Here is a 16,545-nt window from a genome sequence, read left to right on the forward strand (position 1 = left end):
AAAAAGGCCCCGGCCGTTCTCACGGCGCGGGACCTCGGCTTGCCTATAAGCTTGCCAACCTCCTGCTGTTTAAGGCGCGGAAGAAAGCGTGAATTTCTCCCAGCCGCTGATGCTGGTGCGGTTGGCGATCAGCGTAGGCGCGCCGGTGTTCAGATCGGCACAAACATATTGACCGTTGGCTACAGCTTGGAACGAAACGGTGCCGTCGCTGTTATTGATCCGGTTGAATTTCTCCCAACCTGCGATGCCTTGAGCGCGGGCAATCAGCTTGCCGCCCTGATTGAGATCCGCGGTCACGTATTTATTGTTGGCTATCGAAAGGAAGGAAACCGTATTGTCGGCATTCGTGACGACGATGAATTTCTCCCAGGCCTGCACGGAGGTGCGGTCGGCAATCAGCGGATTGTTGCCGTAGTTATCGGCGCTGACGTAGTTGTTGTTGGCTGCCGCTTTGAGGCTGGAGGTGCCGGCCAGCGCGCCGTAGGCTTTAACGATTTTTTGCAGGTTGGTATTGGCTTGGAAGTAGTTGGTCGAGAATTTCGTCAGCTTGGAGGAAATCGTCGCCGAGCTGTCGCTGTTCAGGTTCGGGAACGGGTTGGAGTTGTTGTTGTACAAGCCCCAGTTGCCGCCGCCGGTCACTTTGTAAGACCAGTTGGTCCAGGACACGTTGAGGGCGTCGAGACCGGACAAATATTTTTCCCACAAATCATTAAATTCGAACAAGGTGAACTCGCCGGCAAAGACAGGCACGTTCCAGTTATTTTGATGCCAGACGATATCGGCGAACCAGGTGTTGATGCTGTTGCTTTGGCTGTTATAGTCGTTGGAATTCCAGTCGTAGTTATGCAGCTCGTAAACGACATTCGTCCAGCCGTACGTCGACGGGGATACGATATTGTTCCAGTAGCCGAACGCTTCGACATAAATCATATGCTCGGCGTCGATGGCGCGGACTGCTTTGTACAAGCGATCGTAGAATTGGCTGATCGACAGGTTGCCATTGTTGCTGACGGGCTCGTTCAAAAGATCGTAGCCGGCAATCGTCGGGTTGCCGTTGTAATGCGTCGCCAGGCGCTGCCAGATTTGCACCGTCCAGTTCTGGTAGGTCGTGTTCGACCAGATTTCGTTGGCGCCTTCCCGGCCGCCGCTTTGCCAGCCGTCGTCATTGCCCGGCACGCCGTGCAGATCAAGCAGCACATAGATGCCGCGCTGCTGCGCTTGCGTCACCAGCCAGTCGAGCTTGCGGAACGCTACGGAATCGGGCTTCATCGAACCGTCGCGATTCATCAGGTTTTCCCAGTAGATCGGCACGCGAACGAGGTTCAGTCCGAGGTTTTTGATATTGTCCAGATCGCTGGATTGAATCCAGATATCCTGGAAGCCGGCGTAGATGCTGTCGGTCGTTCCCGAGCCGAAGCGGTTCAGCAACGTGCCGCGGGCTGTCCATTCGTCCGTTGCGCCGAGCGGAGACATCCAGTTCTCCTCCAGCAGCCAGCCGCCGAGATTCGTGCCGTGCAGGCTGACGACGCTGCCGGCTCCCTTGTTGTTTTTGATCAGAGTACCGTTGGTTTTCAGAAAATCGGACGCGCCGATGGCAGCGCTGGCCGTGCCGGGTTTGGCGACGAGCGCCCATGCCGACAGCAGGCAGACAGCCAGCAGCAGCGAGAGCAGTTTGGTCAATTTCATTATGAATTCCTCCTTGAAATGAGAGATATGAGTTGCGGCACAATGAGGGCGCCCAAGCCGGGCGCAGTAAAGCGATTTCCGTCAATCGGTCGGTCGGTTGCGGCATCCGTGGGACGCCTAAATGTATGCGCTTACATTTTGTGCGATTTGCAAATTTCGGAGCTCGTTCCCCTCCTTTCATGGATTTCGTTTCTGAAATGAAATCGATTTTATTTTCAAGCGCAGCTACCCCTTGTTGATTTTTTCGGAGTTCACCGAGCTCATTATTATTGTAATCCCATATTTTGCGCTTTGGCTAGACGGCCATTTTTCAGGTTTATTTGTACGTTTTTTCGATTTTTACTTGAAAATGGATTCCGACGAAATCCAGCAAAAAGCGCATTTTTTTCAGCAAAATGAAGGAAATTTCTTCTAAAGTAATCAATTTTTAAGCGAAAATTACGAAAATTATTGAAATCGATTTCTAAATCGAATACATTACTAATAGAAGCATGCTGCAGATCCTGTTGATGACGAGGTTGATATTGATGAGTATTCGCATAGCCGACGTAGCGCAAAAAGCTGGCGTCTCCCAAGCGACGGTATCCCGGGTGCTGAACGGCAGCGACACGGTCACGGCGCGCACCCGGTCGAAGGTGATGAAGGTGATCCACGAGCTGGATTATCAGCCGAACGCAGCCGCTAAAAATTTGCGCTCACAAAAAACGATGACGATTGGCGTGATTGTCCCGGACGTGAACAACGCCTATTACGCCGAGGTTATTAAAGGCATCGCCAACGTGGCGTATGCGCGCAAGTACAAAATTATTATTTGCGACACGGAAAACAATAAGGACAAGGAATTCGAGTTCGTCAATTTGCTGATGAACCGGACGATTGACGGCCTGGTGATGGTGACGCCGAATTTGCTGGAGGATGAAATCAAGCAGGTCGCCGCCAAGGGTTATTCGCTGGCCGTGATCGGCAAGGATATTCAGCACGAGCGGATTCCGTGCGCTTTTACAAACAACGTGAAATTTTCGATAGAGGTGATCCGTCATCTCGTGGAGCGGGGGCATCGCGACATTGTGTTCCTGAGCGGTTACGCGGATGCGGTGGACAGCATGGAGCGCCTGGAGGGCTACATGAAGGGGCTAAAGGAGCACGAGCTGCCGTTCCGGCCGGAGTATGTCGAAGACGGCAATTTCAGTGAAGAGGGCGGCTATGATGCGATCAAGCGCCTGATGGACAGCGGTCTGCCCTTTACTGCCGTGTATGCCGCGAATGATGAAATGGCGCTGGGCGTGTATAAGGCGTGCAAGGAGCGGGGGGTGCGCATCCCCGAGGATTTGGCCGTCGTCGGCGTCGATAACAACCGCATCGGCAGCTATATTCTGCCGGGGCTGAGTACGGTCGATCAGCCCAAGTATGAGATGGGCGCGGTCATCGTCGAAAAGCTGATCGATTTGATGAATACCGAAGATGGCCCTGGACAACGGATTTTTGAAATCCCCTCGCAGCTTATTATTCGCGGTTCCTCCGACTATCGCCGTGGGGAGTAGCATCGGTTTGCCGGGACAGATAGGGCCGGTATGTGCGTACTTGGGTTTTCGAAAAAAAAAGGTCGCGCGCGGGCGCTCGTAAGCCCCGGCTCGGCCTTTTTATTTTATTTGAAAAACGGTCGGCTTGCGAAGATTGGCTTCCGAACAAGCGGTGGGCTAACGCACCAGGCCGCAAATCAGCGGCGGCTCCTCGCAAGGCGTGTCGCGAATATCGTAGGCGGCGAATACTTTGCCGACCACCTCCGACACACGCAACTGATTGGTGTGCAGCATCGCCAGCAGTTCTCCGGCTTTGACACTGTCCCCGACTTTTTTGCGCAGCAGGATACCGACGGCCAGATCAATGTCCGATTCCTTGGTTTGTCTGCCGGCGCCCAGCAGCATCGCGGCAAGGCCGATTTCTTCGGCCTGGATGGCGTGCACGTAGCCGTCGGCGGCGGCGTATACGGGAATGCTATGCTTGGCTTGCGGCAGCAAATCCGGATTGTCGATCACGTCTGCCGAGCCGCCCTGCGCCGTTACGAGCGCTTTCAGGGCCTGCAACGCTTCGCCGCTGCGAATCAGCTCCTCCAGATAAGCATAGCCCGACTCGTAATCAGCCGCTTTGCCGCCAAGCACGACCATATGCGCGCCGAGGGTGAGCACCAGGCGAGTCAAGTCGTCCGGTCCGCATCCGCGCAGCGTCTCAATGGCTTCGCGCACCTCCAGCGCGTTGCCGACCGCGTAGCCGAGCGGCTGGCTCATGTCGCTCAGGACGGCAATTGTCGCCCGTCCGGTGTTGCGGCCGATTTCGACCATCGCTTCGGCGAGCTGTCGGGCCTCTTCGATATCTTTCATGAAAGCGCCCGCCCCGGTTTTGACGTCAAGCACGATCGCGTCGGCGCCGGCGGCGATTTTTTTGCTCATAATGGAGCTGGCGATGAGCGGGATGGAGTTGACCGTGCCGGTAACATCGCGCAGTCCGTAGAGCTTTTTGTCCGCCGGCGTCAGGTTCCCCGTCTGGCCGATGACCGCGGCTTTGATCGTGTTGACATTGTCGATGAATCGGTCAATCGGCAGCTCGGCATGGAAGCCGGGAATCGCTTCGAGCTTGTCGATGGTTCCGCCCGTATGGCCGAGCCCGCGCCCCGACATCTTGGCGACGGGAATGCCCGCCGCGGCGACGAGCGGGGCCAGAATCAGCGTGGTCGTATCGCCGACGCCGCCCGTGCTGTGCTTGTCGACCTTGATGCCGGCAATCGCCGACAAATCGACCGTATCCCCCGAAAAAGCCATCGCCATCGTCAGATGCGACACCTCCTCCGCCGTCATGCCCTGAAAGTATACGGCCATTGCCCATGCCGACATCTGGTAATCGGGAATGTCGCCGCAGGTGTAGCCGGCAACGATGAAGTCGATTTCTTGTTTGGAGAGCGCTTGGCCGTCTCTTTTTTTGGCAATCAGATCCACCATGCGCATGTCAGTTCACCTCGCTGACGATTGCTTTAACGAAGGAGATGAAGCCGGGGCGCGCCCGCTCGGCAACCTGCATGACCTGCTCGTGGGTCAGCGGCTCCAGTTGGTCGCCGATCGCCATGTCGGTAATGCAGGTAATGCCGAGCACGGACAGTCCGCAGTGATTGGCGGCGATAACCTCGGGCACAGTCGACATGCCGATGGCGTCGCCGCCGAGCCGGGTCAGCATGGTCAGCTCGGCCGGCGTGCAGTAGGCAGGTCCCGAGATGCTGACGTACACGCCTTGGCGCAGCGTCAGGGCCAGCCGTTCGGCCTGAGCCTCGGCGATGCCGCGCAGCCGGCGGTTGTAGGCTTCGGACATGTCCGGGAAGCGCGGCCCGAGCTCGGGCAGGTTCGGACCGATCAGCGGATTGCTGCCGGTGAAGTTGATATGATCGGTAATCAGCATCAGATCGCTTGCCGCAAAGCCCGGATTCATCCCGCCCGCCGCGTTGGTGACGATCAGCGTTTCGATGCCGAGCCGCTTCATGACATAGACGGGGAATACGACTTCCTTCATCGAATACCCCTCATAGTAATGGAAACGGCCTTTCATGACGAGCACGGTCTTGCCCTGCAGTCGGCCAATTACGAGCTCGCCGGAGTGGCCTTCGACGGTCGAGACGGGGAAGTGGGGAATCCGCTCGTACGGTAGTGTTACGGCGTTCTCCACTTCGTCGGCCAGAACGCCGAGGCCGGAGCCCATAATCATCCCGACGGTCGGCTGCTCGGCGATGCGGCTGCGGATGTAGGCCGCGGCCTCGTCCAATTTTTTCAACAAGTCATTCATGGTGTGTCCAACCTCCTGTGATTTAAAGCCGGGAAATGATAGCTTTCATATAAGATAAAAAGGATGCTTTCACGAGCTCGGCGGTTTCCATGACCTCGTGATGCGAGAGCGGCTGCGGCAAAATGCCAGCGGCCATATTGGTGATGCAGGAAATGCCGAGCACGTCGATGCCGATATGTCGGGCGGCCAGCGTCTCCGGCACGGTGGACATGCCGACCGCGTCGGCCCCGAGCAGGCGGAGCATGCGAATCTCCGCCGGCGTCTCGTAGCTGGGTCCGGACATCATGGCGTAGACGCCCTGCGCAACGTCCAGCCCTTCGCTTGCCGCAGCTTGCCGGGCGACGTCGAGCAGGCGCGGTGCATAAGGCTGCGACATGTCCGGAAAGCGGACGCCCAGCTTGCTGTCGTTAGGCCCTTTCAGCGGATTGTCAAAAGCGAAGTTGAGATGGTCGGAAATGAGCATCAGCCGGCCCGGCGTCAATCCGGTGTGCACGGCGCCGGCGGCGTTGGTGACAATGAGATTCCGCACGCCGAGCGCGTGCATCACCCGGACCGGGAAGGTCACTTTGTCCAGCGAGTACCCTTCGTAATAGTGGAAGCGACCCTGCATGGCGATGACTTGCTTGCCCTGAAGCTCGCCGATGACCAATCGTCCGGCATGACCTTGCACCGTCGAGACGGGAAAATGGGGGATTTCTTCATAAGGGACGGAGACGGCCGATTCCAGCTCGCCGGCGAGCGATCCCAGCCCGGAGCCGAGGATCAACCCGAGCGTAGGCCGCAAATCGCCCAATTTGGGCAGCAGGTGTACGGCCGATTCAAGAATGGTTGTGCTTATCAAAGGGTTCACCTCGCTCGTAAATTTACAACTGCTGCAAAAAGCTCGTACCGATCTGCGGAAGCCGCACGCGGAAATTGTCCGCGATCGTGGCCCCGACATCGGCGAACGTATCGCGCACGCCCAGCGAGCGTCCGGCTGCAAGGCCGCGGCGGAACACGAGCACCGGCACATATTCCCGCGTATGATCCGTACCCGGGTGCGTTGGATCGTTGCCGTGATCGGCCGTAAGGATCAAGAGGTCGCCGCTGCGCAGCTTGTCGAGAATGGCCGGAAGCCGGGCGTCAAAATCGCGCAGCGCCGCAGCATACCCCTGCGGGTCGCGGCGATGCCCGTACTTGGCGTCGAAGTCGACAAGATTGGTGAAGCACAGTCCCGTAAAATCGGTATCCATCGTCTGCAAAAGCCGGTCGACGCCGTCCATGTTCGACTTGGTCGTATGGGACAGCGTTACGCCTTCGCCGTCGTAAATATCGGAGATTTTGCCGATGGCGATGCACGCGTGGCCTGCGTCGGCCAAGGCGTTCATCACGGTCGGACCGTGCGGCTTGACCGAATAGTCCTTCCGGCCCGCGGTGCGCTCCCAGGCGCCCGGCCGACCGACGAAGGGTCTGGCGATCACCCGGCCGACGAAGTTGGGCTCCGTCAGCGTCAGCTCGCGAGCAATTCGGCAGATGCGATAAAGCTCCTCCAGCGGCACGATGTCCTCGTGAGCGGCAACTTGCAGCACGCTGTCGGCGGAGGTGTAAACGATTACATCTCCGCTCGTCATATGTAAGCCGCCAAATTCGTCAAGGATGTCCGTTCCGGAAGCGGGCTTGTTGCCCAATATGCCGCGGCCGATCCGTGCGGAGAGCTCCTGCATCAGCGCATCGGGAAAGCCGTCGGGGTAGGTCTGGAACGGGGTTTCCACCTGCAGCCCCATCAGCTCCCAGTGACCGGTCGTCGTATCTTTCCCGACGGACAGCTCGTTCATTTTGCCATAGTGAGCCATGGGCGCGGAAACCTCGGCGACGCCTTGAATCGGCGCGATCCGGCCAAGACCCAGCTCCGTCAGGTTCGGCAAATCCAGGCCTCCGACCGCAGCGGCGATATGTCCAAGGGTATGCGCACCTTCATCTTGATAACGCTCGGCGTCTGGCAGCGCTCCGATGCCGACGCTGTCCAATACAATTAGAAAAACTCTTTGGTATTCAGACAAACTCGCAACCTCCTTTTATAACGTAATCCCATCATAGCTCAGAAAATGAACAAATGTAAATATTTAATTTTCCTAAATTTCAATTTTTGAAAACGCTATTTTTTGCTTTTTAGAGGTATTTGTGATGGTTTCGGAGGATTTCGCAAGAATTTTAACAAAAAGCTGCGTTTTAGCTGACTTAATCCTAACATTTATCATTTAATATTAAGTGAATTGCTCAAAAGTATTTACAAGTGGAAGGTGATGAGATATATTGGGGATACAAAATGTAAAAATTGATTTTATCATTTGTTCTATTAATTTCCATTGGAGGAATGATTCTTTAAGAAAGCGCTAACATGTTTCGGTCGGCGCGTCGCGCGTCAGAGCCGTTCCGGTTGAGAGGCGCATTGAAGGAGGTGAGGGTTGCGGAGGCGCGCAGAGGAGTGCAGGTAAAGCAGGCAGGGGCGTTAGCGAAAGTCGTGCGGCAGGGTAGACAATAAAGAGCCATCTATCAATAGGCTTTTGGCGGGGCGCAATTGATAGACGGCTCGGGGACCCTTGATTTCCCGTACCTTTTTTTGGTTTGGGAAAAATAAGGGATAGGTTTAATTTACTATATTTTTGGGACTAAGACAATGAGGCGGGTCAACCGTCAACGATTCTTTTGACTATTTTTGACTGTTATTGACGAATTGAAGGTTAGGAGGACGAATAAATGCTTTCTTTCATTAATAAAAGAGGCGGCAGAAGCAAACGGTGGATGGGCATGGCGATGGCCTTGCTCCTGATGTTGGCGCTTTTGCTTCCTCCGCCGGGACTCGTTCCGGACGGGCTCGTTCCGTCGGCCAAGGCTGCGGGCGCGCTGGGCTTTAACCCCGGTGACGTGGTCATCAGCCAGCTTTACGTCAACGGCGGCAACTCGGGCGCTTTTTACAAAACCAAGTTTTTCGAGCTGTACAACCGGACGAATCAGGACATTAACTTCAACAGTCAATGGACGATCGGCTATGCGTCGTCGACGGCGACGGCGTTCAGCGCAGGCACAAAGCTGACCGGTACGATTAAAGCCCACGGCTACTACCTGGTGGCAGGCAGCTCGGGTGCGAACGGACTCGATTTGCCGGTCAAGGCGGATCAGACGACCACGATCAACCCGAGCGGTTCGGCCGGAGGGATTCTCTTTTTGGCTCAAAAAACGACGGCGCCAACCGCCGACAGCGACGGCGATATCGTCGATCTGGTTGCCTTCGGCAACGGCACGGTGACCTTCAAGCTTTCGACGACCAACTGGGGGCAGCCGTTTTTCGTCACGAACGTCGGCAGCGGCACGGTGCTGCGCAAAACCGACGAGGGCTCCGATCCACGGGGCGCGCACGGATTTTATAACGGATTTTTCTCCAAAGATAATTCGAAGGACTTCGTCATCAACGCGCCGCTGGTGCCAAGCGCTCCTGACGAGGTTGCGATTCGAACCACCAAAACATCGGCGCCGAATCCGCAGCTGATCACGCTGACCCGCTCGGGCGGCACGTCGACGGTAACGGGCGCGGCGGGAGCGGTTCCCGGCTCCGTATCGGTTTCGGTATCGACCGAAAGCGGCGGAACGCTGACGCTGCAGCAATCCGGCACGGCGCTGGCCGACGGCTCGTTCAGCATCAGCTTTGCCGATCCGGGCAGCAATTCGGTCTATGTTACACAAAAGGATACGACGCAGCCGACTCCGAAGGACAGCGGCTTTACCCGCGTCGATGCGACGGGCTACACGCCTGGCGTGACGCCGATCGGCCAGCTTCGCATCAACGATGCCCAAGGCGTTCCGATCAACCGCCGCTACACGGCGACGATCGAAGGTGTAGCAACGGCCGCCAACAAAGCGTTGGGCGCGGAGAACACCAGCTTCTATTTGCAGGACGCGACCGGCGGTATTAACGTCATCGGCGGCACGGCTCCGAATCCGGCGGTTATCGTAGGCCACAGAATGAGCATGACCGGCCGCGTAGCCCTGACGGCGGGCCTCCTGCAGTTCGTGCCAACGAGCATGACCGATCTTGGAGTGGACGCTCCTCCTGCTACGGCGGCTATTGCGGCTGCTGATCTGGGCAGCTACGCATCGGCGGAGCCGAAAGAGGGCACAGTCGTCAGCCTGAAGGGTACGGTGACAAACATTCCGGGCACGGGTCCCGACTACAATTTGACCGTTACCGATGAAGCTGGTCAAGCAGTGATCGTAAAGCTGCTCGCCAGCGCAGGCATCGACGGCAGCAAAGCGGTCGAGATGAATGAAACCTACACGTTTACGGGCGTCGTCGGTCAATCCAAAATCGCGGCTCCGTACACGAGCGGCTACTATTTGATGCCAAGAAGCGCCGCGGATATTAAAGGTCAGCTTTCCTTGAAGCACGACGTGCTGAGCAAGGTGTACAGCGGCATGGATCTGACGTTCTCCGCTCTGGCCAAAAACGCAAGCGCGGTGACGCTCTATTATAAAGCCGTCGGCGACGCTTCCTTCCGCTCGATCCCGATGCTGACGGCGGACAACCTGAACTATAACGCGACGATTGCGCAAAGCGACGTACCGGCGCAGGAACTGCTGTATTATATCGAAGCTGCGGATGGCGGCAATATCGCCAATGCCGGCACGGCGGCTGCGCCGAATCATGCCGTTGTTGTGACGGATACGGACGGTCCGTCTTATTCCGACGAGACGCCGCTCATTAACGACAGCATCGAAACGAAACATCCGGCGGTTTCCGTCAAAATTTCCGACCTGAGCGGCGTCGACAAAACGGCGACGAAGCTCTCTGTGGATAACAAGGACGTTACTGCGAAATCCGAAGTGACGGACAGCGGCATTACCTGGAAAATGACGCCTGACGACGATCTGGCCGAAGGCCTGCATACCGTTAAGGTAGAAGCGGCCGACCTTCGCGGCAATCATAGCGAGCACACGTGGAACTTTACCGTGCTGCCGCGCTTTACGGGCGGCAACCACTATCGCGGGACGACGCATAACCATACGAACATCTCCCATGATGCCGCCGGTGCCCCGGAGGACGCTTTGAAAGAAGCCCAGAAATACAAATACGATTTCTTTGCTTTCTCCGACCACTCTCACGACATCGATGCCGATCTGGTGGGAAAAGATACGGTTGAACGCAAGGACGGCTTGAAGGAGCGCGCGGGCGGCGCCAATTGGCAGCTCACGAAGGACTTGGCCAAGCAGTACACGAAAGACGGACAGTTCGTCGTCTTCCCGGCGTTTGAGATGACCTCGACGACCTGGGGCCATTCCAACGTATTCGGCACGGAGAACTTTATCGACCGTAAAGAAGAAGGCGGAATTTATCAGAATTTGAAAAGCTATTACGCTTGGGTGCTGACCTACGACAATATCGTGGCCCAGTTCAACCATCCGGACATGTCCAAGGACGCTTTTGACAACTTCATTCCTTACGATAAAAAGCTGGATCAGCTCTTTACGATGGTCGAGGTCGGCAACGGTTCCGGGAACTACGGATATACCAACGCGAAGAAAAAGTTTTTTGACGCCCTCGATATCGGTTGGCACGTAGCGCCGACCTACGGCGAAGACAACCATGACGCAACCTGGGGACAAACGAAGAAGCGCACGGTGATTGTCGCCGATGACCTCTCGCAAGCTTCTTTGCTGGAGTCGATGCGCAAAATGCGCGTGTATTTCTCGGAAGACCCGAACTTCCAGCTGGATGTGCTGGCGAGCGGCTATTATATGGGTTCGGTCATTGATACCAAAACGCTGAACTTCGATATTAAGGGCAGCGACCCTGTCGAAGAGAACGCTTCGAACCCGGACTACAAATATGTGAAAACGACGTCGGACGACCGGATCGATAAGGTCGAACTGATCACGAACGGCGGCGTTGTCATCGATACGTACAAACCTGCCGCCGATACGAAATCGTTCAACTGGAAGCCTACGCCGTTTACGGTTGCTGGCGGACAGCAATGGTTTGTCGTGCGGGTAACGCAAAAAGACGGCGACACGATTTACTCTTCGCCGATCTGGACGCCGAGCCAGGATCTTTCCGTCAAGGTCAGCAATATCGTGGCGACGGACGGAGCGGTGGTCGGCAGCACGCCGGCGCCGCTGCAAGCGGGCATTAGCAACATGGGTACCATTGCGCTGACGAATTTGAAAGCGAAATTCTACTACGATCAAGTCGATGACGATCACAAAATCGGCGAGTCGATCATTGAATCGCTGCCGGCCAATACGTCGGCAACAACCAGCGTCGTATGGGCGAATCCGCTGCCGGGCGACCGCAATATCATCGTCGTGCTGGAGGCGACGGACGGACATACGCTCGATGCCAACAAATATCAGCAGTTGTTTACGATCAAGCCGCTGCTGGGCATCAAGCTGATGATTGACGCTTCGCACGCCAACGAAAACACGACCAAGGATACCGGCACCTACAAAGATAATCTGAAGCAGTTGACCACGTTGCTGCGCAAGGAAGCGTATACGATTGTGGAAAACTCTTCGACGATTACGCCTTCCGTATTGTCCGGGGTCAACATCCTGATGGTATCGCATCCGGCAACGGATTATACCGCTCCGGAGATTACAGCCATTAAGGATTTTGTGAGTCAGGGCGGCTCGCTGCTGCTGACAGGCAAGAGCAACTTCAAGGTGAACCAAAGCCCGAACAGCTTGCTGTCCGGCATTGGCTCCAGCTTGATGATCAACAATGACGGCGCGTTTGACGAGTCGAAGACGGGCAACTTCTGGGCGACGCCGTTGACCTCGAACTACTCGGTCCGCGCGCATCCGAAGCCGGTGAGCAATTTCTTGACCGACTTCGTGACGGCATTGGATTTCTATAGCGGCGCCAGTCTCGCCAAAAACGACGGCGCGGGCAACAAAGTGCCGTTAGTTGACAGCGATAACGTCACTGTGCTTATACGAGGCAACGAAACGACCTTCCAGGACAGCGTGAAGGCCGATGCGGCTGTATACAGCGTGTACAAGGGCGGAGCGCAGCCGGGCGATTCCGTCACCGGAGGTACAAAGATTCCGCTGGTCGCATCCGAGCAACTTGGCAACGGCCGGGTCGTCGTGGCCGGGATGAATATTTTCAACGATAAGCAAATGGATCAATCCTTCGAAGCAAAAGGCAACGATCCGTTCGCGCTGAACGTCGTCGGCTGGCTGGCTCATCGGGAGCCGACCGTGACGCCGATCGGCCAGGCGCGGCAGATGCCGGAAGGGACGGATATCGTCATTCAAGGTAAAGTTACTTCTGCAGCCGGGGTGTTCTACGATGCCTTGTACGTACAGGACGAAACGGGCGGCATTATGGCCTTTAACGACGTGCCTACCGACGCCGGCATTCAGTTGGGCGACACGGTCCGTATTTACGGTCACCGCAAGGTGTTCGAAAACAATACGGAGCTGGAGTTCGACAAGTTCACCAACAGTGTTGTGAAGGTGAATACAACACCGGGTACGCCGATAGAGCCGAAAGTGGTCAGCACGAGCCAATCGGTGGCCGATGCCAACCAGGGCTTGCTGGTCAAAGTGACCGGCCAAGTGACGGCAATCCCGGACGCTACTTCGTACGTCATCAATGACGGCTCCGGCGACGTGCTCGTCTTCACGGACGGTTACATCGTGACGCAAAGCGGGCCTGTGCCTCAATTGAAGCTCGGGGATACGCTGGAAGCGGTCGGGCTCTCCGGCAAATATGCCGAAGGCAACCGGATTCGCGTTCGCAGTACAAAGGAATTGAAAAAAGTTACGGTTGACGTGGCTGTGACCGGAGTTACGCTTAACAAAAATACAGCCGCATTGACTGTTGGTGGAGTATCGGAAGCGCTTGTAGCTACTATAGCGCCGGCTGATGCGACCAATACCGCGGTTACGTGGAAATCGAGCGACGAAGCGGTCGCGACCGTTGACACTAACGGGGTCGTCACGCCGGTTGGCGCGGGAACTGCTGTGATTACGGTAAAAACGACGGATGGCGGTTTTACGGCTACAGCGACCGTGACGGTAACGCTGGCTGCGACGCCGACGCCGAGCCCGACGCCAACGCCGGAAGGAACGGCCACACCGACGCCGAGCCCGACGCCAACGCCGGAAGGAACGGCCACGCCGACGCCGAGCCCGACGCCGACGCCGGAAGGAACGGCCACGCCGACGCCGAGCCCGACGCCAACGCCGGAAGGAACGGCTACGCCGACGCCAAGCCCGACGCCAACGCCGGAAGGAACGGCTACACCGACGCCGAGCCCGACGCCAACGCCGGAAGGAACGGCTACACCGACGCCGAGCCCGACGCCAACGCCGGAAGGAACGGCCACACCGACGCCGAGCCCGACGCCAACGCCGGAAGGAACGGCTACGCCGACGCCAAGCCCGACGCCAACGCCGGAAGGAACGGCCACGCCGACGCCAAGCCCGACGCCAACGCCGGAAGGAACGGCCACGCCGACGCCGAGCCCGACGCCAAAACCAACATCGAAGCCTACTTCGAACCCGGCCCCGGCTCCGACACCGACACCGACACCAACACCAACGCCGGAAGCAACAACCAAGCCGGCTGACGGAACGAAGGAAGTGGTGGTTGTGAAGGCCGACGCATTGAGGGAGCTTGTGTCGAACGGCAAAGCGACGATCCAAGTCGGAGCGGACAGCAGACAGGTAGCGCTGCCTGCCAACGCCGGCGACATTTTGACGGGCAACCAGTTGGAAGTCGCTATGGATAAAGTGGCGTTGAACGTGCCTTCGCAGCTGATGCAGCAGCTGGCCGGCAAGCTGAGCGATGATGAGCTGAAGGACAGCAGCATCATTGTGAAGGCCGAGCCGCTGGCTAAAGACCAGCAAAGCAGCTTGCTTGCCAAAGGACATAACGCCAGTCAGACGCAAATCAAGGTATCGGGCGATGTGTTCGACATGAGCTTGTCCATCGTTACCAAGGACGGCAAAGCTGCCAAGCTGGAACGGTTCGACACGCCGATCACGCTGCGCCTGAAGGTTGATCCGACAGCGAATCCGCTGCTCTCCGGCGTATACTACATCGCCGATGACGGTACGCTGGAATATGTCGGCGGCTCCTACAAGGATGGCGAGTTCGTTGCCGACGTGTATCACTTCAGTAAATATGCGGTTCTGGAGTACAACAAAACCTTTGATGATGTTCCGGCAGCGTATTGGGCCGCAACGACCATTCAAAGATTAGCTGCCTTGCACGTTCTGGACGGCACGAGCGATACGATGTTCGAGCCTGGACGTGCGGTCACGCGGGCCGAGTTTACCGCGATGCTCGTCAGAGCGCTTCACTTGAAGGATGCGGCGCCAATGTCGTTTGCCGACGTGGCAGCCGATGCCTGGTACGCAGGCCCGATCGGCATTGCCGTCAAGGCCGGTATCGTCACAGGCAAGAGCGACACGTCGTTCGATCCGAATGCGCAGATCACGCGGCAGGAAATGGCGGTCATGCTGATGCGCGCCTATGCGAGCATCCATGATGCGACGGTTCCGGCCGATACCGAGACGTCCTTCATGGATGAAGCTGATATTGCCGGATGGGCGCTGGAAGGCGTGAAAACCGCCGCTGCGCTCGACCTGATCCACGGCCGCGCCGAAGGACAAATGGCGCCGCAGGGCATTACCGTCCGTGCTGAGGCTGCGCAAGCGATTCTCAATTTACTGGATAAATAAAACGTAAGGAATAACATGGCTTGTAGGCGGGTGCCATTCGCAAGGGTGGCACCTTGCCCTAAGTCATGATTGGAATAAGGAGGATATTATGTATAATTTTCTGCCGAAATGGAATTCCGGTCTGCTGCATCGTCCCTTGGTTCGCGTTTGCCTGTGCCTGTTCGTTTCGGTGTGTTTGTTCATTTTCCCGGCCTTGCGCTCCGCTCAGGCTCATGCCTACAGCGCAAGCTACACGACGATCAATATCGACCGCACTCAAACGGGTTTGGTCTATTCGCTGGATGAATTGTCCGTCATTGAACTGACGGCTGCAGATGCCAACGGCAACGGCATGTTGGATGAAGAAGAGTTCCAAACGATTAAAGACAAGCTGATGAAGCTGATTCAAGACCATCTTACTTTGAAAATAAACGGCGAGGAAAAGGCGTGGACTTCCGTGGAGGAGTACAAGCTGGAGCGTTCGGGCGATGCGACCAAGGTCTATTTGACGGTCGTCTACCCGGCTGCAGCTGCGGGACAAACGGTTTCCTTGACCGATACGCTATATGACAAGGATACGAAAACGAACTATGTCGATTTGCTGACGGTCAACTACGGACAGCAAAAAAGCACGGCCGCCTTATCGGGCAAAAGCCGCACCTGGAACCTGCTGATGACGGAAGCCGACTGGGCCGGCGTCGTGCAAGCGGCTCCGCCGGAAGCGCCGCAGCAAGCGGGCGACACGGGCGGAGCAGGCCAAGCGGCCGATCAGCCGGAGGCGGTATCGGGCTGGTTTTCCTTTTTCAAGCTGGGCATGAACCATATCTTGACCGGTTACGACCATTTGCTTTTTTTATTCTCGCTGCTGATTGCCCGGCAATCGTTCAAGCAGTACGCGACTGTTATCACCGCGTTTACCGTAGCCCATACGATTACGTTGACGCTGACGGTGCTGGGTATCATCGATATATCGCCGAGGATTGTCGAGCCGGCCATCGCGATCAGTATTTGTTACGTGGCGCTGGATAATATGCTGCGCAAAAACGTAAGCCATCGCTGGGTGCTGACCTTTATGTTCGGGCTTATTCACGGCATGGGCTTCGCCGATTTGCTGAAGGACATGCAGCTGCCCAACAGCGAGCTTGCGACCGATCTGATCAGCTTCAACATCGGCATTGAGACCGTACAGCTCGTGATCGTGCTGGTGCTGCTCCCGCTGCTCTTGCAGCTTCACCGCTGGAAGCATGCGCGGCGGCTGGTGTATGCCGGCTCGTCAGCGGCTCTGGTGCTGGGCGGCTTGTGGCTGATCGAGCGAATCGTATAGAATCC

At 56.8% G+C, this 16,545-nt stretch carries 9 protein-coding genes; 3 read left to right on the plus strand and 6 right to left on the minus strand.

The window, feature by feature from the left end; translation table 11 throughout:
• Nucleotides 1-69: 69 nt before the first annotated feature.
• Nucleotides 70-1,686 (minus strand): cellulase family glycosylhydrolase, encoded by a 1,617-nt coding sequence (locus B5M42_RS16645; protein ID WP_134754047.1) that lies wholly within the window; start codon nucleotides 1,684-1,686, stop codon nucleotides 70-72.
• 266 nt (nucleotides 1,687-1,952) lie between these two features.
• Entirely contained in the window at nucleotides 1,953-2,243 is a 291-nt protein-coding gene (locus B5M42_RS16650) for a hypothetical protein (RefSeq protein WP_134754049.1), read from the minus strand.
• Between B5M42_RS16650 and B5M42_RS16655 the strand changes: the two genes are divergently transcribed.
• Nucleotides 2,214-3,227, plus strand: a complete 1,014-nt coding sequence (locus B5M42_RS16655; RefSeq protein ID WP_134754051.1) for a LacI family DNA-binding transcriptional regulator — start codon at nucleotides 2,214-2,216, stop codon at nucleotides 3,225-3,227. The two genes, B5M42_RS16650 and B5M42_RS16655, sit on opposite strands and share 30 nt — an antisense overlap.
• 156 nt (nucleotides 3,228-3,383) lie before the next feature.
• Here B5M42_RS16655 and B5M42_RS16660 read toward each other — a convergent pair whose 3' ends face one another.
• From B5M42_RS16660 to deoB, 4 genes are read right to left on the minus strand one after another with little or no spacing between them, the layout of a single operon-like run.
• A complete protein-coding gene (locus B5M42_RS16660; RefSeq protein WP_134754053.1) occupies nucleotides 3,384-4,685 on the minus strand; it encodes a pyrimidine-nucleoside phosphorylase in 1,302 nt (433 codons plus the stop codon).
• 1 nt (nucleotide 4,686) lies between these two features.
• The gene (locus tag B5M42_RS16665; protein WP_134754055.1) at nucleotides 4,687-5,511 is read right to left on the minus strand and encodes a purine-nucleoside phosphorylase; all 825 of its coding nucleotides are present in this window, start codon (nucleotides 5,509-5,511) and stop codon (nucleotides 4,687-4,689) included.
• Nucleotides 5,512-5,533: 22 nt separating this feature from the next.
• On the minus strand, nucleotides 5,534-6,349 hold the full coding sequence (locus tag B5M42_RS16670; protein WP_230632969.1) for a purine-nucleoside phosphorylase: 816 nt from the start codon (nucleotides 6,347-6,349) through the stop codon (nucleotides 5,534-5,536).
• A 25-nt stretch (nucleotides 6,350-6,374) separates the two neighbouring features.
• Nucleotides 6,375-7,550, minus strand: coding sequence for a phosphopentomutase (gene deoB / locus B5M42_RS16675; RefSeq protein ID WP_134754059.1), 1,176 nt, complete (start codon nucleotides 7,548-7,550; stop codon nucleotides 6,375-6,377).
• Between the two features lie 697 nt (nucleotides 7,551-8,247).
• Here deoB and B5M42_RS16680 point away from each other — a divergent pair.
• Nucleotides 8,248-15,237, plus strand: coding sequence for an S-layer homology domain-containing protein (locus B5M42_RS16680; protein ID WP_230632956.1), 6,990 nt, complete (start codon nucleotides 8,248-8,250; stop codon nucleotides 15,235-15,237).
• A gap of 88 nt (nucleotides 15,238-15,325) precedes the next feature.
• Complete coding sequence (locus tag B5M42_RS16685) at nucleotides 15,326-16,540, plus strand: HupE/UreJ family protein (protein WP_134754063.1); 1,215 nt, start codon at nucleotides 15,326-15,328, stop codon at nucleotides 16,538-16,540.
• Nucleotides 16,541-16,545 lie beyond the last annotated feature (5 nt).

This window comes from Paenibacillus athensensis (assembly GCF_004514475.2).
GTDB classification, from domain to species: Bacteria; Bacillota; Bacilli; order Paenibacillales; family NBRC-103111; genus Paenibacillus_AL; species Paenibacillus_AL athensensis.

Bases quoted from the DNA above. Each gene is read 5' to 3' on its own strand.
- B5M42_RS16645 (WP_134754047.1), bottom strand. From the start codon at position 1,686: ATGAAATTGACCAAACTGCTCTCGCTGCTGCTGGCTGTCTGCCTGCTG.
- B5M42_RS16655 (WP_134754051.1), top strand. From the start codon at position 2,214: ATGAGTATTCGCATAGCCGACGTAGCGCAAAAAGCTGGCGTCTCCCAA.
- B5M42_RS16660 (WP_134754053.1), bottom strand. From the start codon at position 4,685: ATGCGCATGGTGGATCTGATTGCCAAAAAAAGAGACGGCCAAGCGCTC.
- B5M42_RS16665 (WP_134754055.1), bottom strand. From the start codon at position 5,511: ATGAATGACTTGTTGAAAAAATTGGACGAGGCCGCGGCCTACATCCGC.
- B5M42_RS16680 (WP_230632956.1), top strand. From the start codon at position 8,248: ATGCTTTCTTTCATTAATAAAAGAGGCGGCAGAAGCAAACGGTGGATG.
- B5M42_RS16685 (WP_134754063.1), top strand. From the start codon at position 15,326: ATGTATAATTTTCTGCCGAAATGGAATTCCGGTCTGCTGCATCGTCCC.